22 protein-coding genes are annotated in these 19,752 nt (G+C 56.9%); 10 read left to right on the plus strand and 12 right to left on the minus strand.

Annotation, left to right across the window (positions count from 1 at the left end; translation table 11 throughout):
- Position 1 precedes the first annotated feature (1 nt).
- The 7 genes from JNK62_00170 to JNK62_00200 all read right to left on the minus strand — a co-directional run bounded on the left by JNK62_00170 (position 2) and on the right by JNK62_00200 (position 6,436).
- On the minus strand, positions 2-373 hold the full coding sequence (locus JNK62_00170) for a hypothetical protein (protein ID MBL8157944.1): 372 nt from the start codon (positions 371-373) through the stop codon (positions 2-4).
- Position 374: 1 nt separating this feature from the next.
- Positions 375-728, minus strand: a complete 354-nt coding sequence (locus JNK62_00175; protein MBL8157945.1) for a TrbC/VirB2 family protein — start codon at positions 726-728, stop codon at positions 375-377.
- A gap of 2 nt (positions 729-730) precedes the next feature.
- The gene (locus JNK62_00180; GenBank protein ID MBL8157946.1) at positions 731-2,035 is read right to left on the minus strand and encodes an extracellular solute-binding protein; all 1,305 of its coding nucleotides are present in this window, start codon (positions 2,033-2,035) and stop codon (positions 731-733) included.
- A gap of 27 nt (positions 2,036-2,062) precedes the next feature.
- Positions 2,063-2,632 carry a class I SAM-dependent methyltransferase gene (locus JNK62_00185; GenBank protein ID MBL8157947.1) on the minus strand — a complete coding sequence of 190 codons (570 nt, stop codon included), beginning with the start codon at positions 2,630-2,632 and terminating at the stop codon, positions 2,063-2,065.
- Positions 2,633-2,898: 266 nt separating this feature from the next.
- The gene (gene gyrA, locus JNK62_00190) at positions 2,899-5,391 is read right to left on the minus strand and encodes a DNA gyrase subunit A (protein MBL8157948.1); all 2,493 of its coding nucleotides are present in this window, start codon (positions 5,389-5,391) and stop codon (positions 2,899-2,901) included.
- 39 nt (positions 5,392-5,430) lie between these two features.
- On the minus strand, positions 5,431-5,787 hold the full coding sequence (locus JNK62_00195) for a hypothetical protein (protein MBL8157949.1): 357 nt from the start codon (positions 5,785-5,787) through the stop codon (positions 5,431-5,433).
- A 28-nt stretch (positions 5,788-5,815) separates the two neighbouring features.
- A complete protein-coding gene (locus JNK62_00200) occupies positions 5,816-6,436 on the minus strand; it encodes an MBL fold metallo-hydrolase (protein ID MBL8157950.1) in 621 nt (206 codons plus the stop codon).
- A gap of 406 nt (positions 6,437-6,842) precedes the next feature.
- Here JNK62_00200 and JNK62_00205 point away from each other — a divergent pair, with 406 nt between their 5' ends.
- Both JNK62_00205 and JNK62_00210 read left to right on the plus strand, forming a co-directional pair.
- The gene (locus JNK62_00205) at positions 6,843-7,976 is read left to right on the plus strand and encodes a S1 RNA-binding domain-containing protein (GenBank protein MBL8157951.1); all 1,134 of its coding nucleotides are present in this window, start codon (positions 6,843-6,845) and stop codon (positions 7,974-7,976) included.
- Positions 7,977-8,193: 217 nt separating this feature from the next.
- Entirely contained in the window at positions 8,194-8,475 is a 282-nt protein-coding gene (locus JNK62_00210; GenBank protein MBL8157952.1) for a hypothetical protein, read from the plus strand.
- Between the two features lie 43 nt (positions 8,476-8,518).
- Here JNK62_00210 and JNK62_00215 read toward each other — a convergent pair whose 3' ends face one another.
- Together JNK62_00215 and JNK62_00220 are read right to left on the minus strand one after the other, a co-directional pair.
- Positions 8,519-10,240, minus strand: coding sequence for a lamin tail domain-containing protein (locus JNK62_00215; protein MBL8157953.1), 1,722 nt, complete (start codon positions 10,238-10,240; stop codon positions 8,519-8,521).
- Between the two features lie 239 nt (positions 10,241-10,479).
- Positions 10,480-11,070: an aminoacyl-tRNA hydrolase gene (locus JNK62_00220; protein MBL8157954.1), complete on the minus strand. Its 591-nt coding sequence runs from the start codon at positions 11,068-11,070 to the stop codon at positions 10,480-10,482.
- A gap of 140 nt (positions 11,071-11,210) precedes the next feature.
- Between JNK62_00220 and lepB the strand changes: the two genes are divergently transcribed.
- Positions 11,211-11,888: a signal peptidase I gene (gene lepB / locus JNK62_00225; GenBank protein MBL8157955.1), complete on the plus strand. Its 678-nt coding sequence runs from the start codon at positions 11,211-11,213 to the stop codon at positions 11,886-11,888.
- A gap of 3 nt (positions 11,889-11,891) precedes the next feature.
- Positions 11,892-13,070: a hypothetical protein gene (locus tag JNK62_00230; GenBank protein MBL8157956.1), complete on the plus strand. Its 1,179-nt coding sequence runs from the start codon at positions 11,892-11,894 to the stop codon at positions 13,068-13,070.
- 49 nt (positions 13,071-13,119) lie between these two features.
- On the opposite strand, the gene JNK62_00235 is transcribed toward JNK62_00230, so the two are convergent.
- Positions 13,120-13,557, minus strand: coding sequence for a hypothetical protein (locus tag JNK62_00235; protein ID MBL8157957.1), 438 nt, complete (start codon positions 13,555-13,557; stop codon positions 13,120-13,122).
- Positions 13,558-13,679: 122 nt separating this feature from the next.
- Between JNK62_00235 and JNK62_00240 the strand changes: the two genes are divergently transcribed.
- The 6 genes from JNK62_00240 to JNK62_00265 all read left to right on the plus strand — a co-directional run bounded on the left by JNK62_00240 (position 13,680) and on the right by JNK62_00265 (position 18,557).
- Positions 13,680-14,021, plus strand: coding sequence for a 30S ribosomal protein S21 (locus JNK62_00240; GenBank protein ID MBL8157958.1), 342 nt, complete (start codon positions 13,680-13,682; stop codon positions 14,019-14,021).
- A gap of 129 nt (positions 14,022-14,150) precedes the next feature.
- Complete coding sequence (gene ybeY / locus JNK62_00245) at positions 14,151-14,552, plus strand: rRNA maturation RNase YbeY (GenBank protein ID MBL8157959.1); 402 nt, start codon at positions 14,151-14,153, stop codon at positions 14,550-14,552.
- Between the two features lie 53 nt (positions 14,553-14,605).
- Entirely contained in the window at positions 14,606-15,775 is a 1,170-nt protein-coding gene (locus JNK62_00250) for a hypothetical protein (GenBank protein MBL8157960.1), read from the plus strand.
- A 109-nt stretch (positions 15,776-15,884) separates the two neighbouring features.
- A complete protein-coding gene (gene ftsZ / locus JNK62_00255; GenBank protein MBL8157961.1) occupies positions 15,885-17,141 on the plus strand; it encodes a cell division protein FtsZ in 1,257 nt (418 codons plus the stop codon).
- Positions 17,142-17,228: 87 nt separating this feature from the next.
- A complete protein-coding gene (locus JNK62_00260) occupies positions 17,229-17,537 on the plus strand; it encodes a hypothetical protein (GenBank protein ID MBL8157962.1) in 309 nt (102 codons plus the stop codon).
- A 54-nt stretch (positions 17,538-17,591) separates the two neighbouring features.
- A complete protein-coding gene (locus JNK62_00265) occupies positions 17,592-18,557 on the plus strand; it encodes an FAD-dependent oxidoreductase (GenBank protein ID MBL8157963.1) in 966 nt (321 codons plus the stop codon).
- Positions 18,558-18,681: 124 nt separating this feature from the next.
- Here JNK62_00265 and JNK62_00270 read toward each other — a convergent pair whose 3' ends face one another.
- Entirely contained in the window at positions 18,682-18,879 is a 198-nt protein-coding gene (locus tag JNK62_00270; protein ID MBL8157964.1) for a hypothetical protein, read from the minus strand.
- Positions 18,880-18,891: 12 nt separating this feature from the next.
- On the minus strand, positions 18,892-19,722 hold the full coding sequence (locus tag JNK62_00275; GenBank protein ID MBL8157965.1) for a class I SAM-dependent methyltransferase: 831 nt from the start codon (positions 19,720-19,722) through the stop codon (positions 18,892-18,894).
- Positions 19,723-19,752: the final 30 nt, after the last annotated feature.

Here is a 19,752-nt window from a genome sequence, read left to right on the forward strand (position 1 = left end):
ATCAATTGAGACATTCCGCCGCGATACAATCGAATTCCTGCGGACCTCCGCCGCCGAAATCCCCGCCGCCACCGCCACCGCCGAAGAGCGAATTACGTACGAGACCGACGATCCCCCACACGGAAACCATGACGAAGAGCGCGATGAGTCCCCACACGATGCGGCGGCTTAATTCTTCAGAGCCGCCCTTGCTTAAGGAGACAAGTCCGGTCGCGACGCCATAGAAGTAGACGACGAGACCGAGGATGATCGCCGTACCGATGCCGGCATTGAGGAACTGCACGACGGTCTCCGCGAGCTCGGAGAACGTACGCGGTGCGGCTGCGGCCACCGCCGGTAGTGCGAGTATCGCGACAAGGAGAGCAAGGCGCATATCAGCCGAGGAGCTGGCGGATCGTACCGCCGATCATCGTCGCAAGGACCCACGCGCTGAGGATGAGGATCGCGCCCATGATGACGTAGGTGATATTGCGCTTCGCGTCGTTGAGTCCTTCCGGATTTCCGCGCGCCGCGATGAACTTGAAGCCGGCGTAGACGATAAAGACGGTGATCAAAGGAAGGGCGATGATGACGATAGCGCGCAAAAATCCTTCCACGAATTTCTCGACGGATGAGAACTTGAGCGGATTCTCGAGACCGCCTTGCACGCCCTGCGCGAAAACCGGCAATGCCGCCGCCCACAGGAGGATGGCGAGTGTCGTCAGGCGTGCGAGATATCGATGCGTCATATCTATTGCGTGGTCAGCGTCCTCATCGCCTGTTCGGCACGCTGCACCGCTTCTAGCGTACGCGCCGCACCCGAGGTGACGCTTTCAATCATATCCTTGAAGATGCGTTCTGTCTCTTGGGGATTCGGGTCTTCCCAGGTACGCACCAGGAGCGCCATCTTATTGAAGACCGCATCGTTCCCCTGCGCCGGCTCGGCAAGCACGTCGCGACGCGCCGATGCCAGACCGAATGCGAGCGAGAGGAGCTTGGATCCTTCCGGCCCCGCAAGGATGTACGCTGCCGTGAGCGCGCCCTGAGGATTCTGCGATGCACGTGGGATCGCGAACGCATACGCGTACCCCGCATCCACGGTACGCTCGGCACCTTTCACCTGCGGCACGCTCGTCGCGATCGCGAAGTTGAGATTCGGATTAAGGCGGCGGATGAGCGGCTCTTCGCTCGCCGGTCCGAGATAGATCGCCAGATCCCCCTGCGCAAACGCAGTGCGCGCTTCCGGCATGGAACGATTCCAGCTGTAATCCGGACTGGATGGATTCGAGAACTGCGTAAAGAAGCGCAGCGCACTGTCCCCCGGCTGCGAAGTCTCATTCACGCGCGCCGTGAGAGATGGCATGAGCGTACCCGCGCTATCCCTTCCGGTGATCCTGCCTCCTGCCTGCATGATGAGCATGCTGAGGATCGCTTTCGCGTGGTTCACGTTGGCGTATTCACCGAACGCGATCGCGCTCTTGGTGATCGAACCCGCATCGCTCTTACGCGTCGCGGTACGCGTGAGGTCGTACACCTCATCCCAATACACCGGCGGCTTCGCGATGCCTGCGGTCGAGAGCATGTCGCGATTCCAATAGAGGACGAACGGGTCCACGGCAAACGGGATACCGAGGGATCCTTCAGCGCCCAAGAACGGATCCGCCGCTTCAGCCCAGAGGTTGCGGAAGGTATCGCGCGGAAGCTGTTCGTACGGTATCGGGAAGATCTTCGCCCCTTCGGTGATGGTTTCGTCTTGGCGGAGGATGAACAGATCAGGCCCCGTACCGGATGCGAGCGCATTCGCGAGCTCGGCGCGGAACGTCGTCGGATCTTTCTGCACGTAGCTCACTTGTCGCAAACGGCTTTCGGTTTCAACCATCTGACGGATGACCGTCGAGAATGCGCTCTCATCGAACGTTCCCCACACCACGACCGGCCCTGTCGACGAACTCGAATTCGTACCGATGAAGAACGAGAAGATGAGCACGCTCGCCACCGCGAAGGTGCCGAATACCGCGAGGAGCACCATCTGGAATGTCGACATGCCGGGCTTCATACGGATATGGTACTACGCGCGAGCGTGTTATTGGGAAGTTTTCCGGAAGATAAGCCCGTAATGATGCGCGCCGGCATTGAATTCACGCACGAAGGTGAGTCCTGCCTTTCGTGCATGCTCGTATGCCTGCTCTTTGGTGACCACATGATCTTCCGTCGGTCCCATGCCGCGGAACGATTCCGACCAATCGATGATGATGACTCTTCCCCCATGCTTCAGCGTTCGCTCCGCCTCGATAAGGACGCCCGTCTTGTCGCGTACCTGGAACAGGAGATTCGAGACAAGGACGATATCCAACACGCTGCCGAGTTTCGAACCGCCGTCTTCCTCGACATCCCCCCAGATGACATCGACATTTGTGTGGCCATGCTTCACGGCATCATTCTTGATGCGTCGCAGGAGATCCTTCTGGATATCGATCGCATAGACCGTACCGCTTCCGAGAAGCTCCTTGGCGATGAGATTCACATACGCGCCGGAACCGGCGCCGAAGTCGGCAACCTTCATGCCCGGCTCGATACCGAACGCGCTCACCGTGCGCGCGGGATGCGCGAAACGACGCTTCTCATGCGTAGAACCTCCCTGGTGAGGGTACATTGGAATCAGTATATATGCTTTTCTGCGCGCACCGGATCACGTAGGTGTAAAACTAAAACCGCGACGCACTGCGTCGCGGTTTGGATAGAAACGGAATTTTCGTCACCCGTAGATGACGACGAAAACACCGGCTCCGATGACAGTCACGCCCATAAGGACGATCGTTGCGCTCCTGAAAAAATCCGCCATTACCGGCCTCCTTTTCTTGATGCAACCCTAACCCTGTTCTGGTTATACGCCCCTTCAGGGGAGTGTCAACCTGTTGATTACTCGGCCTTCCCTTCAAGAATGACGCAGGCAGCGATCTTGTCGCCGTCGCGCAATCGCATCACGCGCACACCCTGCGTCTGGCGACCGCTCGAGCGGATCTCCGTGAGGTCGGTACGGATGACCTGACTCTTCTGCGACATCGCGATGAGTTCCCCGTGTTCGTCGACGATAAGACCCGCGATCACTGGTCCCGTCTTTGCCGTAACGGCAGACGTCTTGATGCCGGAGCCGCCACGTCCCTGTACTTTGTATTCCTTGAGCGGCGTCTTCTTGCCGAAACCGAGCGATGAGAGGACGAGGAGTTCCTTGTTGGACCCCTTCTCGACGACGTCTGCGCCGATGACCTCATCGGAAGATGGGATCTTGATACCGCGGACTCCGCCGGCCTGGCGACCCATCTCGCGCACATCGCTCTCCGCGAAGCGGATCGATTGGCCCTTCGCGGTCACGAGGAAGACCGTATCCCCCTTGCGCGCAAATCGTGCGGAAATAAGCGCATCGCCCTTGTCGAGTCCGATCGCGATGAGGCCCGAGCGGCGCACCTCCTTGAAACTCTCGGCGGACGTCTTTTTCACCGTACCGTTCTTGGTCGCCATCACCAGCATGAGGCCTTCCATCGCCTTGGTTTCCTTCGGCATCGGCAGGATCGAAGTGATCTTCTCATCCTGTTCGAGCGAGATGAAATTCATGATGGACTTACCCTTCGTCGCGCGCTTACCTTCCGGCAATTCGTACATCTTGATCTGGTACGCCTTACCCTTGTCGGAGAAGAAAAGGAGATCCGAGTGCGCACTCGCCGTAAGGAGGTGCGTCACGAAATCCTCTTCCTTGGTATCGAGATCGATGACACCCACACCGCCGCGCTTCTGGCGACGATACTCGGCCGGATTCGTGCGCTTGATGTAGCCGCCTTGTGTCAAGACGAGTGCGAAATCCTCATCAGCGACGAGATCCTCCGGATTCAAGAGTTTCGCGGCACGCTTCACGATCTTCGTACGACGATCGTCACCGTATTTCTCCGCGATCTCCGTCAATTCCTTCTTGATGAGGTCCATCATCTTCTTCTCGCTCTTGAGGAGCGATTCGAGGTACGCGATGGTCGCCTGTACGGCATTCAATTCGTCTTCGATCTTCTTGCGCTCGAGGCCGGAGAGCTTCTGGAGGCGCATGTCGAGGATCGCGTTCGCCTGGATCTCGGAGAACTTGAACTTCGTCATGAGCCCCTTGCGGGCATCATCGGTGTCCTTCGACTTCTTGATGAGCTGGATGATCTCGTCGATATGATCGAGCGCCTTCGAAAGGCCGAGGAGGATGTGCTCACGCGCCTTCGCGACACCCAAGTCGTATTTCGTGCGGCGCGTGACGACCTCCTTGCGGTGGAGGATGAACTGCTCCAAGACGACCTTAAGGGAAAGCGTCTGCGGCACGCCGTCGACGAGCGCGACGACGTTGTAGTGGAAGGTCTCCTCGAGCTGCGTGTGCTTGTAGAGGAAATTCAGCACCGTCTGCGGATTCGCGTTGTTCTTGAGATCGATCGCGATGCGGATATCCTTCGCCGATTCGTCGCGGATGTCCTTGATGCCTTCGAGTTTCTTCTCGTGCACGAGATCCGCGATCCTCGTGAGGAGGTCGGACTTGTTCACGCGGTACGGGATGGAGGTGACGATGATCTGGTAGTCGCCCTTCTTGTTCTCCGTGATCTCCGCCTCGCCGCGCACCACGACCCCGCCGCGGCCGCTCGAGTACGCATGCTTGATATCGGTCTGGTTGAACGCGATGCATCCCGTCGGGAAATCCGGACCCTGTACGAACTGCAGGAGATCCTCCGTCGTGGCATCCGGAGCATCGATGAGGTGCACCGTCGCTGCGGTTACTTCGCGGAGGTTGTGCGGCGGGATGTTCGATGCCATACCCACGGCGATACCGAGCGTACCGTTGAGGAGGAGGTTCGGGACCGCCGCCGGAAGGACCACCGGTTCCATCTTCGTGTTGTCGTAGTTCGGACGGAAATCGACGGTATCCTTGTCGATATCACGCATCATCTCGCCCGCGAGACGCGACATCTTCGCTTCGGTATAGCGGTATGCTGCGGCGCCATCGCCATCGATCGAACCGAAGTTTCCTTGGCCGATGATCATCGGATAGCGCATCGAGAAATCCTGCGCCAATTTCACCATCGCGTCGTACACGGACGCATCGCCGTGCGGGTGGTACTTACCGAGCACATCTCCCACGATGGTCGCGGACTTCTTCGTCTTCGCGCTCGCCGTAAGGCCGTTCTCGTTCATCGAGAAGAGGATGCGGCGGTGCACCGGCTTGAAGCCGTCACGCACATCCGGAAGCGCGCGGGCGGTGATGACCGACATCGCGTAGTCGAGGTACGACTCGCGCATCTCGGTCGTGATCGAGCGCGGCACGATGCGCACCGCGGTATCTACCGAATTCCCGTCGTTTTGAGGAGCTTCTTCAGCCTTTTTCGCACGCGCCATATTCACTGGATTATATCAAAAAAGAGGTCTTTCAGCTATCTAGAAACCGCCTGAATTCCCGAAGTCATCAGTGGTCCCCGGCGCGACACTCCCTCCGCCTGACGCACTGACATCGTCCTGCGAAGTGTTGTTGCGGAGATTGCGGATGTCGTCGGTCGGATCGTACTGTGCCTGATTACGCTCATTCGGCCGGATGAGGTTCATATCGAACTGATCCGTCGGCACGGCGCCGTTCTCAAGCGTCTTGAGATCCGTGCGCTGTACTTTCTTCAGAAAGAGAAAGCCCCACGCAATCATGAGGATGATGACGACAAAGACCGCGATGCTCGTCGCGACGGTTTTCTTGTCGTCGTGCGATGCATCTTTGAGGTCGTTGAATTTCTGCTGGACTACCATCGATACCTATTGTATCGCATCAGAAGCACTACGCTTTCAACACCACCACCTCGCCTTCCTTTCCGGCGACATCCTTCTTCTTCAGCGTAAGCTTCTCTTCCGGCACCACGCCTTCAGCGCCCGCTTCCTTGAGGAATACCTTCAGAGCTGCTGCATCGTAGCCGACCGGGATGACGATCTTCGCTTCCAGAGATACCGCGAGCTTCTGCGCTTCGGCAGGAGTAAGCGCGCCTTCGCCGCCGATCGGGACGATAAGGATATCCGGCGAGTCCATCTCTTCGACATCTTTCGGAAGGGTCGGCGTACTCACCGCTCCGGCATAGAAGACCGAAAGCCCATCGAAGGTCACCGAGTAAAGCGTGTTGATACGGTGCTCTTTGCCGTATTCGGATTCAGAAGGAAAACCGAACGCAGTGATATCCTTGATCTCGTATTCGCCCGGCCCTTGGATGACGAACGGCTGCTTCTCACCGCGACCTGCCTCCTCGGCGCCATTCATATCCGGATGGTTGAGCGAGATGAAGGCGACGTCGGCGCCGAAATTGGTCGGTTTGAAATTCTTAGACTGCTTGGAAATCGGCCCGAAGACTACGGTCGTATCCCCCGCGCTCGCGCGCACACAAAACCCGTCATGGTACGTGAGAATCATGGCGGAAGTATACCAATAGTATATGCACACGCCTATCCTTGACGCCCGAAGCGTCGATTGCTATCTTCTCGTGAGCACTGAGCCACTGAGGTTCAGCTGCCCCCTACTTGGAGGACCACGAATGAGACCACCATTCCGTTAGCGACTCGGTAAAGCCGGTTCGTGTCGAAATGACTCTCACTCAGGACCATGAGGCCGTAATGGAACCACCCAAGTAAGTTGAACACCCCCAGAGACCTGATCCCCACGATCAGGTCTCTTTTCTCTATATCCCCACCCCTTTTGACACCCCGCCCGTTCATATATATAGTGCCGGCACGCCTTATAAGTTCTGCGGAAGGGCTAATCCTCGCCTCCTCTCAAAGGTACGGAAGCAAAGGAGGGAGAACCCGGACGTATATACACAATGGCTACAGCTACTAAGGCTGCCGAGGTCGAAGTCCTCGACAGCGAAAAAGAGGAAGCGGTGCAGGTCCCGACGGGGCCGATGGCAGAGTTCCTCGAATCGACACCGAAGCGTCCGATGAACGACGATGTCGTCGAAGGTCCGGTCATCGCGATCGGCCGCGCACGCGTCTTCGTCGACCTCCACCCGTTCGGTACGGGTATCATCTACGGCCGCGAATACCTCTCAGCTCGCGAGGCTCTTAAGAACACCAACGTCGGCGATACCATCACCGCGAAGGTCGTCGGCATCGAGAAGAAGGAAGGCTACATCGAGCTCTCGCTCCGCGAGGCTCGCCAGGCGCTCATCTGGGGCGAGGCGGAGCAGGCGATGCAGAAGAAGACCGTCTTCCAGCTTCCGGTCACCGACGCCAACAAGGGCGGCCTCATCATCAACTGGCAGGGCATCCAGGGCTTCCTCCCGGCATCGCAACTCGCACCGGCACACTATCCGCGCGTTCCGGATGGCGACAAGGAGAAGATCTTCGGCGAACTGAAGAAGCTCGTCGGCACCAATCTCGAACTCCTCGTCATCACCGCGAATCCGAAGGAGCAGAAGCTCATCTTCTCCGAGAAGGGTGCAGGCTCGTCTGAGCGCTCATCGCTCGTCGAGAAGTACCATGTCGGCGATGCAGTCGAAGGCGTTGTCACCGGCGCTACGGAATTCGGCGTCTTCGTGAAGCTCGAGGAAGGTCTCGAAGGCCTCGTCCACATCTCTGAGATGGACTGGGCGCTCGTCGAGAACCCGAAGAGCCGCTACAAGGTAGGAGAGAGCGTGAAGGTGAAGGTCATCGAGATCAAGGACGACAAGGTCTCCCTCTCGATCAAGGCTCTCAAGGACGATCCATGGAAGGCAGCTGCCGCGAAGTACAAGAAGGACCAGAAGGTGGAAGCCGTGGTCATCAAGTACAACAAGCACGGCGCGCTCGCATCCATCGAGGAAGGTGTCGCAGGTCTCGTTCACATCAGCGAGTTCAAGGATGAGAACGATCTCCGCGCATCGCTCGAGCTCGGCAAGGTCTACCCGTTCGTCATCAAGCTCTTCGAGCCGAAGGAACGCCGTATGACGCTTTCGTTTGCTGGTGAGAAGCGATAATAGTTGAGCTTCGCAAGGCCGGAGGCGCTTGGCGCCGAGGCGGGGTCGCGCAAAATCGCAGTAGCGATTTATGCGTGACATCAGTAATCCCAACCGGCAATTCAAATGCGCCCCAGAGAGGGGCGCATTTGACATATGTGTAAACGCATGTTAAAGAGAATCCTCCTCAAACGTGCTCCACGTGAAAGGCTTTAGATACGTTTACGTCAATCCAGGTATGAAGACTATGAAAGAATTCGCGCAGGAATTCCTGAACGCATCCGACCGCGAGACGGCACTCACCTTCGTGAGCCTCCTTGCTGCTGCGTATGCATGGATCGTCGCTGAGGAACTCTTTCTCGGCATCGCCATGGGCCTCGCCATGCACGCCATCCAGGTAGTCGCCTACGAATATCTCGCAGAGCGCAACGGATGGAAGACCCTCGAAGTCACCAAGGCATTCCGTACCCATGCGCTTCCCCGCCTTCGCCACATCCTCGCCAAGGTCCAGCGCGCCTAACGAAAAATCCCGCCTCTCGGCGGGATTTTTTGCCTTACCTTTCTTAATTTGCCACTCCAGGAGAAGGAGTTTCGTCGTCGATCCAATCAGCTGCCGTTCCTGTATCAACAGTAAGATTTGAACGCACGAGCGAATGTCCCGGCAATACATCTACCGCTCCATTGCCTGAAACGAACCCATCGGTATTTGCTCCCCATGAGAGGGAGTCGACCGTAGTTGTCGCTGCATCCCGCAAGAAGAGCGATTCGCTGGAATTGTTAAGGCCGCTACCGAGCGCACTCTCGAAGGCAACAACCTGCGTACCGCCAGGAATATTCCAGAAACTACTGAAGGTTGTCGATGCGTTCGTTAGAAGAATGAATCCGCCTGCAGCAATCGTCGTTCCTGCTGGGATACGATCGAAATTCGTCGTTGCATCCTTAATCGTCCAATTAGAGAGATCGACTATTGAATTCGTCGGATTATACAGCTCGATCCATTCGTTAGCCGTATCTGCTCCATGTGATACATCAGGCTGGTCATACACTTCACTAATAATGATGTGATCAAGACTTGGCTCCGGCTCAGCTTCCGGCACGAAATTCACCGTCACACTGTCCGTCGATGTGCCCGCTTCATTGCTGCACTCAAGTGAGTACGTAGTTGTCGCGTTCGGTTCGACGATCTGATTTCCATTTAATGCCTTTGCGCCACTCCAACCTCCGGTTGCAAGACATTGATCCGCATCAGTCGTCGTCCATGTAAGAGTGGAAGTCGCGCTACCTGCACCCGGCGTCACACTGGTCGGGTTCGCGCTGATGGAAACATCCGGAGCGTCCTGCGCTTCGTTCACGGTAACCGTCACCGAATCCTGTGCCGTTCCACCGGGTCCGGTGCATTCGATCGCATAGGTTGTCGTTACCGTCGGCGAGACATCCGCCGTGCCATCAAGGTCCTTCGAGCCGCTCCATCCATTCGACGCCGTGCAGCTCGTCGCATTCTCCGAGTTCCACGTAAGTTCCGAGGAACCGCCTTCGGTGATGGTCGTCGGATCAGCACTGATATCCACGCTCACGCTCGGTTGCGCGACGACATTCACCGTCACACTCTCGGTCGACGTGCTGACGCCATTACCGCATGCAAGCGTGTACGTCGTTGTCGCATTCACCGTCACGACCTGGGAACCATCAAGCGATTTCGTACCGCTCCAACCATTCGATGCAACACACGCCGTCGCATTCGTTGAATCCCAGCTCAGCGTGGAAGTACCACCCGCGGTTACGTTCGTCGGATTCGCATCGAAATCGAGAGTCGGTGTCGGAAGCGGTTCTTCCTCATCAACGGAAACCGTTACCGACTTAGATACGCTTCCTCCTGCGCCTGAGCAGTTGAGCGTATATGTCGTATCTTCGTCCGGCGAAACACTCTGAGAGCCCGACGTATTCTTGCCACCACTCCATCCGCCCGATGCGGTACAGCTGGTCGCATTCGTCGTACTCCACGAGAGCGTCGAGCTCTCTCCCTCGCCTATTTCAGCAGGGTTCGCCGTAAAGGTAAGTGTCGGTTTCGGTGTCGGATTCGGCGCATCCTCGCAGAGCGATGGATTGATAAGCGCGCGGGCAAGACGGCCCGCAAGACGATCCTGACGATCGCACAATCGCTTCTTCACCTGATCAGTGAGCGATGCCGCATCCGCTGCACCCGGCAGCATGAATGCGAACGAAGCGATAAGAAGGAGAACACTGATAATCTGACCTGACCGCAGTACGTGCCCGTTATTCCCCATAACGTTTTCAGTTACGCACGATCCCCCGCTCGTGCGGTCCGGATAAATAGGTATGCGTACTATACTCCCGCACTACCGCTGAAGCGCAGATGAAGAGGTGCGCATGTGCATAACCGCATCGGGATATTTTTCGTTTGCATTCCGAGGGTTTTCGCAGGCCCGACGGGGCCGAGACTGAGCGCTGCGCCAGCAGGCGCAGATAGCGACCCGAGGGAGGCAAGCGGAAAATATCCCGAAGATTAGTTGAACTTATTCATCGCGATCTCGCGTCCGTCGCTGACGATCAGCTCCAACGCCTCCCCTGCTTTCTTGAAAACGCTCTTCAGCGCCTGCATTTCATCCGCCTTGAACTCGCCGAGGATGAATTTCTCCACTTCAGCCTCTCCCTGCGGCTTCTTCGCGACGCCATCCTTGTTCTCCTTTGAGATTCCGAGACGTATTCGTACGAATCGCTTCGTCTTCACGGCAGCAGCGATCGAATCGATCCCTTTATGTCCTCCGGAACCGCGATCGAAGGAGATTTTTATCGTTCCGAGCGGTAGATCGAGATCGTCATAGACGACAACGAGCTTCTCGGCGGCTTTCACGCTCTTTATATAGTGCAGAGCGGCGAGTCCGCTCTTATTCATATAGGTATTCGGCAGGACCGCGACCGCGATACTCTTACCGATCATGCCGCGCGCGATGAATGATCTCGCACGTGACTCCTCTTTCCACTCGGAGAAGCCGTGTTTCTCGGCGAATTTCTGCACCATCATGCGTCCGGCGTTATGCCGCGTACGCGCGTACTCTTCGTCGGGGTTTCCTAAGCCGATAACGACCCATGTCATGCGCATATCGTACATGAAAGAAGAAGAAGTGAGAAAACTTTTTGCACATCGCGCGAAAAAAATTCAAAAAAGCAAAAAAATCCACACGCGACACTCGATTCGCTTTGTGTCAATGCATTCAATGAAGTATACTTGCGCGCATGAATGATCCAGTGATGCAGGGAAACACATCACCGGAGATCCGAAGCAAGAACGAATCATCACCAGGAGCATTTGCGACCTACGTGATGATCGCTCTCGGCCTCGCGCTCTTCATCCGCTTCTTTATCGCAGCGCCGTATGTCGTTTCGGGCGCTTCGATGGAACCCACCTTTGATAATTGGGACTATCTCATCACCGACCGCCTCTCGTATCGCCTCAGCGATCCGCAGCGCGGCGATGTCGTCGTCTTCTGCCTCCCCGGAAGCGGCGAATGCTCGCTTATAGAACGTCTCAAGAACCGCGAATTGCAGGCACCGCGCACGCTCATCAAGCGCGTGATCGGTCTTCCGGGAGAAACGGTCTCCGTTTCCGAAGAAGGCGTACGTATCTCGAGCGCAGAGAACCCTGAAGGCTTCCTTCTCGACGAACCATACCTCTCTCCGAGCAATCTCGGCGGTCCATCCGGCATGGAATTGAAGCTCGATACCGATGAATACTTCGTCATGGGAGACAACCGCCGCGTCTCATCTGATTCCCGCATCTGGGGAGTACTGCCGAAGGAGGACATCCTCGGTCACGTGCTCGTCCGTCTCTTCCCGGTCTCATCCGTCGGCGTGTTGCCGGGGGACGCGGACTATCCTTCTCAAGATTCTGGCGCAGAGGATTCGGGGCAATAACCCATGATCCAACTCAAACACACACGACACCAATCTACCGCAGCACTCGTCGAGCGTGCGATACGCACCGCCGAGTATTACGGCTTCACGTCGCTTGATGCGCGCCTCACCAAGGGTAGGAATTCGCTGCCGCAACAGAAGACCGACACCCTTCAGATTGCACGTAAGGACGAGAAGATGCTTCTGCAGAGCGCGAAGCTCTCCTTGAGCGCTAATCGTCAGCAGGGTGAGATCCCGCTCTACTGGCGCGTCGTAAAGAATCAGCCGGGAACTCGCGGACCGGTTGCGTCTCTTACCTTCGAACTCCATGTCGTCGGTGCTCCGGCTGCAATCGCCGAAGCGCTTCTCATCACCGTCGTGAATGCGGTCGCCGATGAAGCAGGCATCGCCAACCGCGCGCTTTCCATCAACTCGATCGGCTCCATCGAATCGTCGAATCGCTTCGTGCGCGACGTGGGCCACTTCCTCCGCAAGCATATCGATAGCATCGCACCGGCGCTCCGACCGCGCGCAGCGCAGGATCCACTCGGCACGCTCATCCAATTGTTCGAGAAAGGTCATCCGGCCATGCCGCGCTCGCCGCAGAGCGTCGAATATCTCACCGAAGAAGAACGTCGTCGCTTCTGGGATCTTCTTGAATACCTCGAGATGTCCGACATCCCGTACGAATTGCATGCGGGAGTCCTCGGCAGCCGCGATTTCTGGGCACACACGTTGTTCGAAGTGTCCGCCCAGGATCCGGAAACGAATTCACGTGTCGTCTTTGCAAGCGGCGGTCGGTACGATCCGCTCGCCACGCGCCTCATGGGCCATCCGGCTACCGCGGCAGTCGCAACCATCACCTGCGAGATCCGCGGCAAGAGCGCGGTCCCCGCGGTACGCAAGACAGCGCCCGCGCTCTACTTCGCCCACCTCGGCGCCGAAGCGCGCCGCCGCGCGCTCCCCATCCTCGAAGCGTTGCGCCGCGAAGGCATCGCCGTCGAGCAATCACTCATGTATGACCGATTGCAGGAACAGATGGATCGCGCCAAGAGCATGAAGGTCTCGCACCTCCTCATCATGGGCCACAAGGAAGCGATGGAGGGCACCGTCCTCGTCCGCGAAGTCGCGACCAACAGCCAGGAAGCCATTTTGATTCCGGACCTCCCGAGTTATCTTCGTCGTCAGAAAGTGCGAGTATAGAAAACACCCGACGAGGTTTTCGTCGGGTGTCTATATTGAAGATAAGAGGCTAATGCATCGTCAGGGCGGACAACGCGGTGTGCATGATGACCACCGATACCCATCCGAGCATGCCGGCGGTAATCATTGTTCGGCATGCTACTGAGTACCTGTCCTCCATGGCTATAAACACATAACCAAGGAACATGGTCACACTGGAAATCGCTACAAGGACGGTCTGGCCAGTCTTATCGAGCACGATAAAGCGCCAGCACACTAATCCTATTGCAAGCATAGCGAGACCCTTGAGAGCGGAACGAATATTCCGATCCCTCCCCCTACGCAGCCAGCCTTCCTGCCTCGCTTTCTCGAACCACGACGGCCACATGCCCCAACTCTCGTCGTATGTCCCAGGCTTAAGTTGCCTGCTGAACATGACCACTTTCTGCGAAGCAGTGAGAAAGAGCGTTGCCCCGAAAAGAGCGAGAATAAAACCGAGAGTTGCCATCTGGATCTCCTATTCCCTGATTCGGTTTCTATATTAAATTATAGTACAAATATAAATAAAGTCAATATCCCCGTTTTAGCTCTATTGCGCCCCTCTATACCCCGTGGTAGTATCCCCAGCACATGATAAACGCAGAAGTACAGAAGACCGGTGCCGAGAGCGCCCTTTCGGTCATCCGAAAGTTCTCCCGCCGCGTCCAGGGTACGGGCCTCATCCAGACCGTCCGCAAGCGCCGTTACTACGAGCGCGATATGTCCAAGACCGTTTCCAAGAAGCGCGCACTCAAGCGTATCCAGCGTCACCAGAGTCGCCAGGAACTCATCAAGGAGGGCAAGCTCGTCGAAGAAGTCCGCCGCGGCCGTCGTCCGGCGACCGGCTCGATGAGCCGCGAGAATGCTCAGGCTCCGGCACCTGCAGCCGGCCGCTCGTCCGGGTTGGGCGAAAACACCCCGATCGCACGTTAGGCCGTGTGTATAAGCCTCATCTGCATCGTTGCGGGGCCCCTACAATTTCCTCATCGTACCTAAAAGTACGACTCGAAAATTGTCTTCCCCGCGTCTCACATCTGAAGCTTCTCCACACCGCCTAATTTCATGAGCCAATCTCCCCATATCGATATCAAACGCACGGTACGTGATTCCGTGCGACTTCCATTTGAAGCCATGGCCAAGGTCATCCTCCCCGCCGGTTACCAGCTTTCCCTCGTCATCTGCGGCGACGATCTCGCGCAGCGCATGAACGCCACCTACCGCAAGAAAACCTACAAGCCGAACGTCCTTTCCTTCCCTATTTCGAAATATGAAGGCGAGATCTTCCTCAATGTCCGCAAAGCCGAGCGCGAAGCGCGTGCCATGAAGGTCTCCCGCGACTGGCGCTTGGCCCACCTCTTCATCCACGGCTGCGCACACCTCACCGGCCACGACCATAGCGACAAGATGGATGCTTTGGAGACCAAGGTCCTGAAAAAGTTCGGTTTCAAGGGGATTCCACAGTAATCCGAGCAACAAAGCCATAAAAATGAGGCAGTCATGCGCTACAATGTGCTGACATGCAGAAGTTCTATGCGGGAATCGATGTCGGCACGCACTACATAAAAGTAGTGGTTGCTACACCGCCCGAGAACAGCGACGCGCCGATGCAGATCCTCGCCACCGCGACCTCACCTTCAAAGGGGGTCCGGCACGGCTACATCGTGGATCAGAAAGAAGCGACGCGTGCGATCTACGACGCGGTGCAACGCGCGTCCCAAGCAGCGCGCATCCCGATCAAACACGCACGTGTCGCCATGGGCGGCATCTCGCTTGAAGAGGTGCGCTCAAGCGCCGACATCACACTCACCGCATCAGGTGGCGTCGTCAAGCCGCATGAAATGGAACGCGTGCTCGCTGAGAGCGAGAAGCGCGCATCGTCACGTCTTTCCAATCGCACCGTCGTCCACGTCATCCCCCTCGAATATCGTCTTGATGGGATTCCCGTGCAGGGACGCCCGCTTGGTCTGCAGGGCACGAAACTTTCCGCCGACACGCTGCTCATCACGATGCTCGCGCAGCATCACGACGATCTCATCGAAGCAGTCGAAGCCGCCGGCGTCGAAGTAGAAGGCATCATGGCCTCTCCGCTTGCGGCGAGTTTAGTGACGCTCACCAAAGCACAGAAGACCGCCGGCGTCGTCCTCGCGAACATCGGTGCGGAAACACTTTCGATCGTCGTCTTCGACGAAGACACGCCGATCTCCCTCAAAGTTTTTCCCACGGGCTCATCAGAAATCACCGACGCGCTCGCACTCTCCTTCCAGCTCCCGCTCTCCGAGGCTGAGCAATTGAAACGTGGCGCGATCACCGGCAGTACGGTTTCTCCGTCAAAGGCCGCGACGGTCACCAATGCACAATTGAAGAAGATGTTCGCGCTCATCAGCACGCACCTGAAGGCGATCAAACGCGATCGCCTGCTTCCCGCAGGCATCGTACTCACCGGCGGCGGTGCAAGCCTTACTGCAGCAGCTGATGTCGCGAAGACGGCGCTCAAACTCCCGTCCCAGATCGGTCTCCCCGTCATGTCCGCACGCGTCTCTAGCCTCGATGCGACGTGGGCAGTCTCGCTGGGTCTTTGTCGCTGGGGTTTCGCGGAAGATCGCATCGGCCGCCATCATCAATTGGGCGATATCGTCGAACGCATGCTCGACGCCGTGAAGAACGCGTTCCGCTCGCTCCTACCGTAGTCCCGCATATGGCTCTGTTAAGCCGTGAAAGACGACTCGAAATCATGCACGCGTCAAGGATTACAAGAAATCCTCGTGTGCTATCATGACCCAACAAGATTTTCTTTCTATGGCAAAACAAGTACGACCTGAAGTTGAATCGTTTGCACGCATCCGGGTCGTCGGTGTAGGAGGTTCAGGAGGCAACACCATCAATCACATGGTTTCTTCCCACGTCGTCGGCGTGGATTTCCTCGCGGTCAACACCGATGCGCAGGATCTCCAGAAGTCGAAGGCGAAGCGCAAGATCCACATCGGCCGCAACCTCACGCGCGGTCTCGGTACCGGCATGGATCCGGATTTGGGAAAGCAGGCGGCTGAAGAGACGCGCGAAGAAATCCAAGAAGCACTCAAAGGCTCCGACATGGTGTTCGTCACCTGTGGTATGGGGGGAGGCACCGGCACCGGTGCAGCTCCGGCGGTCGCGAAGATCGCGCGCGAATTGGGCGCACTCACCGTCGGCGTCGTTACGAAACCGTTTTCATTCGAAGGCGCGCAGCGCATGCGCTTGGCCGACAACGGCATCATGGAATTGCGCAAGTCCGTCGACGCGATCATCATCATCCCGAACGACAAGCTCATGCAGATCGTCTCGCGTGAGACCGGCATCAAGAACGCGTTCCAGATGTGCGATGACATCCTGAAGCAGGCGGTCGAAGGCATCTCCGACCTCATCACCACCACCGGCATCATCAACGTCGACTTCGCGGATGTGCGCACCATCATGCACAACGCAGGCTCAGCACTCATGGGTATCGGTACGGCGATCGGCGAGAAGCGCGCAGAAACGGCAGCTCGCCTCGCGATCAACTCTCCGCTCCTCGAAGTTTCCATCAACGGTGCGAAGGGCGTGCTCTTCTCTGTTGCCGGTGGCGACGACCTCTCCATGCTCGAAGTGCAGGAAGCGGCGAACGTCATCACCGAAGCGATCGATCCGGAAGCGAAGGTCATCTTCGGTGCCGTCACCGACGAGAATCTCAAGAAGGGTCAGGTCAAGGTTACCGTCATCGCGACCGGCTTCCCGGAGAGCCTCGGCGGCGGCAAAGTCGGCTATCCGACGACACCAATCGCCGTTCCGCAGCGCCTTTCCCGCAAGGAGCCTGAAATGACCCCGATCCGCAAAATGGAACCATCCCCGATCATCGAGAAGTCCGTCGTCCCACCATCCCGTGAGAAGAAGGAAGAATCCCCGATCATCAAGCGGGACGAGAAGAAGGACGAGGCCCCGAAAGAGCCACCGCGCCCGCAGGAAATCCAACCCATCCAAGGCACGAGCGACGATGACGATGTCTGGGGCGGATTCCCTTCCTTCCTTCGCCGCAAGTAATCCCTCAAAGAGATGGATTGACATGCCACTTTTTCGATGGCATCATCCATTCGGTTGTTAATCCTATTCATTAGAAGGAGGAGGCAGGTGGAACCACCGATCGATCAAGTGAAGCTAGGTCTGCAGATGCTATTCACGGCAGTTACGTGGATGACATATCGATACCTCTATTACGGACGGCCACTCTCGTTCCTCGATTTCATGGGGACTGTTGCTATCGGAGCGTTCGCTGCGTCAGGGCTTTTTTGGCTCATGCAGCGTCCCTCCCTGAAGCAGCTCTTTGCGGACATCAGCTTCTGGCCAGCAGTTGCCGTTTCAACATTCGTGGCAATGTGCTTTCTCGTTCTCTACGGACTGTACTATCGCATCATAAAAGGCCGTCCTGTTGAAGGATGAGCCGGAAACGACTCACTTCGGTGAGTCGTTTTACTTTGATATACTGTCCTTCCTATGTATGACCTCGCAATCGTCGGTGGCGGCCCCGCAGGGGTAGCAGCAGCCGTATACGCAGCGCGCAAGCGCCTGAAGACCATCCTCATCACCGATGATTGGGGCGGCCAGAGCACCGTTTCTCCGGAAATCCAGAACTGGATCGGCGATCAGGCCATCAGTGGCGCCGATCTCGCGAAGAAACTCCGCGCACATGTCGAAGCCTATAAGGGCGAATGGCTCACCATCGTCTCTCCGCACCGCGCAAAGACGACGGTCGATAACGGCACGCACATCACCATCACCTGTTCCGACAGTTCCACCCACGAAGCACGCACCCTTCTCATCGCCACCGGCTCCAACCGCCGCAAACTCGAAATCCCGGGCGCGGCGGAATACGACAATAAAGGCCTCACCTACTGCGCCTCGTGCGATGGACCCCTGTTCGCTGACATGGACGTCGCCGTCATCGGCGGCGGCAACGCCGCGTTCGAAACCGCGATGCAGCTCCTCGCGTACTGCAAGACCGTCACCCTTTTCAATCGCTCCGAGACGTTCCGCGCCGACGAACTCACTGTCGAGAAAGTACTCGCACACCCGAAGATGCGCGTCGAGAAGAATTCCACGCTTCTGGAAGTCACCGGCGAGAAATTCGTGAACGGTCTGCGCTTCAAGAATGCTGCCGGCGAAGAGAAGAAGCTTGATGTCGCGGGTATCTTCGTCGAGATCGGCCTTGTCCCGAACACCGACTGGGTGAAGGACGTCGTGAAGATGAACGAGATCGGCCAGATCATCGCCGATCCGTACACCCAGCGCACCTCCAACGCCCGCATCTGGGCGGCGGGTGATTGCACCGACGGCAAGTACCACCAGAACAACATCGCCGCAGGAGACGCCGTGAAGGCGCTCGAAGACATCTACGCCTACGTCCACATGGAAAAGGACCACCAGCCCGCGACTGCCAGCATATCCGAAATCGTAGTCTAAACGCGATCTGACGCAGGAATGCGGTAGATGCGAGGCGCGGGGAAAGCGGCGACGGAGACGTACCTGCGCGCACGATGACGTCGACGCAGGGGTCCCGCAACGATGCAGATGGCGTATTCCCGCGTCAGATAGTGCCGTCCTCCATTATTACGCCCTCTGGAATTTCCTTTTTCGGGTCATCCTCCGACATGCGGGTCTTCACCTCTGCCTGTATCTGCGTCGCCGGTTTTCTCTCACCACGCGTCGAGAAGTGTGATTCCTGCCAGAAGTAGTACATCGCCCCCGCGATGATAACGACGACGATCGCGATTCCCCATTTCATATATAAAGTATATCACTGCACAAAAGATCTTGTATTTTCTAAATGGAACGCGAGAAAGTATGAGGGTAGTTTCTTGAATCCGAAGCGGCTGTATACATACCGCTCCCCTACTGCAATCCGAGCAAGGCGGATGCGTACTCCTGGAAACTCTCTTTGCTTGAACCATTCGCTAACGAGTAAAATATCCTCCCAGTGCTTCTGACCTCTCGTCACTGCAGGAGATCTCATAAAAGCCACGAGTTCGGCGGGAGGACGTACTGGGAATAATCCCTCAATTACGATCAATCCCCCCGGCTTTGTCACACGAATCGCCTCCTTGAAGGTCGACGCCTGATCAAGGTCATAATCAATGAAGTAACTTAAGAAAGTAAGGTCGAATGATCCGGCAGGATATCCAACGGATTCAAGACGCCCCACGCTACCGTTAAATCCCTCATTCTTAAGCAATGAGACACTCACACCACTTACATCGACACCGTACAGCTGTTGAGGAGGAACGCGCAATCTCGATGCAAAGAACTTAAGTGTCTCTCCACTTCCAGCACCAACATCTACAATTGAAAGATGAGACGCTCTATCGATAGTACAATTAGTCACCAGTTCGAATCCTCGTTCCGTATGGAGAGGGCTCAGATATCGATACCGGGTCTCTGTCCCTCGATATTCAGCGTCGTATATTCCACCTATTACCGCATCGCCTGAAATGGTCTCGCGACCATACACCACACTCGCACCCTGCATAACGCCAGCGTGTGCCGTCTTGGTCGGTATATTCTGCCGAAAATAACGCGCACAGGATTGATAGTGGTTCATAAACCCGGGGTCCAGATTGAGATCAATCATTTCCGCTCCGATCCTTCGCGCCAATTCACG

The sequence above is a fragment of the bacterium genome (assembly GCA_016789445.1).
In the GTDB taxonomy this organism is placed as follows: domain Bacteria; phylum Patescibacteriota; class Minisyncoccia; order Phycocordibacterales; family UBA2100; genus UBA10103.

Bases quoted from the DNA above. Each gene is read 5' to 3' on its own strand.
- JNK62_00170 (MBL8157944.1), bottom strand. From the start codon at position 373: ATGCGCCTTGCTCTCCTTGTCGCGATACTCGCACTACCGGCGGTGGCC.
- JNK62_00175 (MBL8157945.1), bottom strand. From the start codon at position 728: ATGACGCATCGATATCTCGCACGCCTGACGACACTCGCCATCCTCCTG.
- JNK62_00180 (MBL8157946.1), bottom strand. From the start codon at position 2,035: ATGAAGCCCGGCATGTCGACATTCCAGATGGTGCTCCTCGCGGTATTC.
- JNK62_00185 (MBL8157947.1), bottom strand. From the start codon at position 2,632: ATGTACCCTCACCAGGGAGGTTCTACGCATGAGAAGCGTCGTTTCGCG.
- gyrA (MBL8157948.1), bottom strand. From the start codon at position 5,391: ATGGCGCGTGCGAAAAAGGCTGAAGAAGCTCCTCAAAACGACGGGAAT.
- JNK62_00195 (MBL8157949.1), bottom strand. From the start codon at position 5,787: ATGGTAGTCCAGCAGAAATTCAACGACCTCAAAGATGCATCGCACGAC.
- JNK62_00200 (MBL8157950.1), bottom strand. From the start codon at position 6,436: ATGATTCTCACGTACCATGACGGGTTTTGTGTGCGCGCGAGCGCGGGG.
- JNK62_00205 (MBL8157951.1), top strand. From the start codon at position 6,843: ATGGCTACAGCTACTAAGGCTGCCGAGGTCGAAGTCCTCGACAGCGAA.
- JNK62_00210 (MBL8157952.1), top strand. From the start codon at position 8,194: ATGAAGACTATGAAAGAATTCGCGCAGGAATTCCTGAACGCATCCGAC.
- JNK62_00215 (MBL8157953.1), bottom strand. From the start codon at position 10,240: ATGGGGAATAACGGGCACGTACTGCGGTCAGGTCAGATTATCAGTGTT.
- JNK62_00220 (MBL8157954.1), bottom strand. From the start codon at position 11,070: ATGACATGGGTCGTTATCGGCTTAGGAAACCCCGACGAAGAGTACGCG.
- lepB (MBL8157955.1), top strand. From the start codon at position 11,211: ATGAATGATCCAGTGATGCAGGGAAACACATCACCGGAGATCCGAAGC.
- JNK62_00230 (MBL8157956.1), top strand. From the start codon at position 11,892: ATGATCCAACTCAAACACACACGACACCAATCTACCGCAGCACTCGTC.
- JNK62_00235 (MBL8157957.1), bottom strand. From the start codon at position 13,557: ATGGCAACTCTCGGTTTTATTCTCGCTCTTTTCGGGGCAACGCTCTTT.
- JNK62_00240 (MBL8157958.1), top strand. From the start codon at position 13,680: ATGATAAACGCAGAAGTACAGAAGACCGGTGCCGAGAGCGCCCTTTCG.
- ybeY (MBL8157959.1), top strand. From the start codon at position 14,151: ATGAGCCAATCTCCCCATATCGATATCAAACGCACGGTACGTGATTCC.
- JNK62_00250 (MBL8157960.1), top strand. From the start codon at position 14,606: ATGCAGAAGTTCTATGCGGGAATCGATGTCGGCACGCACTACATAAAA.
- ftsZ (MBL8157961.1), top strand. From the start codon at position 15,885: ATGGCAAAACAAGTACGACCTGAAGTTGAATCGTTTGCACGCATCCGG.
- JNK62_00265 (MBL8157963.1), top strand. From the start codon at position 17,592: ATGTATGACCTCGCAATCGTCGGTGGCGGCCCCGCAGGGGTAGCAGCA.
- JNK62_00270 (MBL8157964.1), bottom strand. From the start codon at position 18,879: ATGAAATGGGGAATCGCGATCGTCGTCGTTATCATCGCGGGGGCGATG.
- JNK62_00275 (MBL8157965.1), bottom strand. From the start codon at position 19,722: ATGATTGATCTCAATCTGGACCCCGGGTTTATGAACCACTATCAATCC.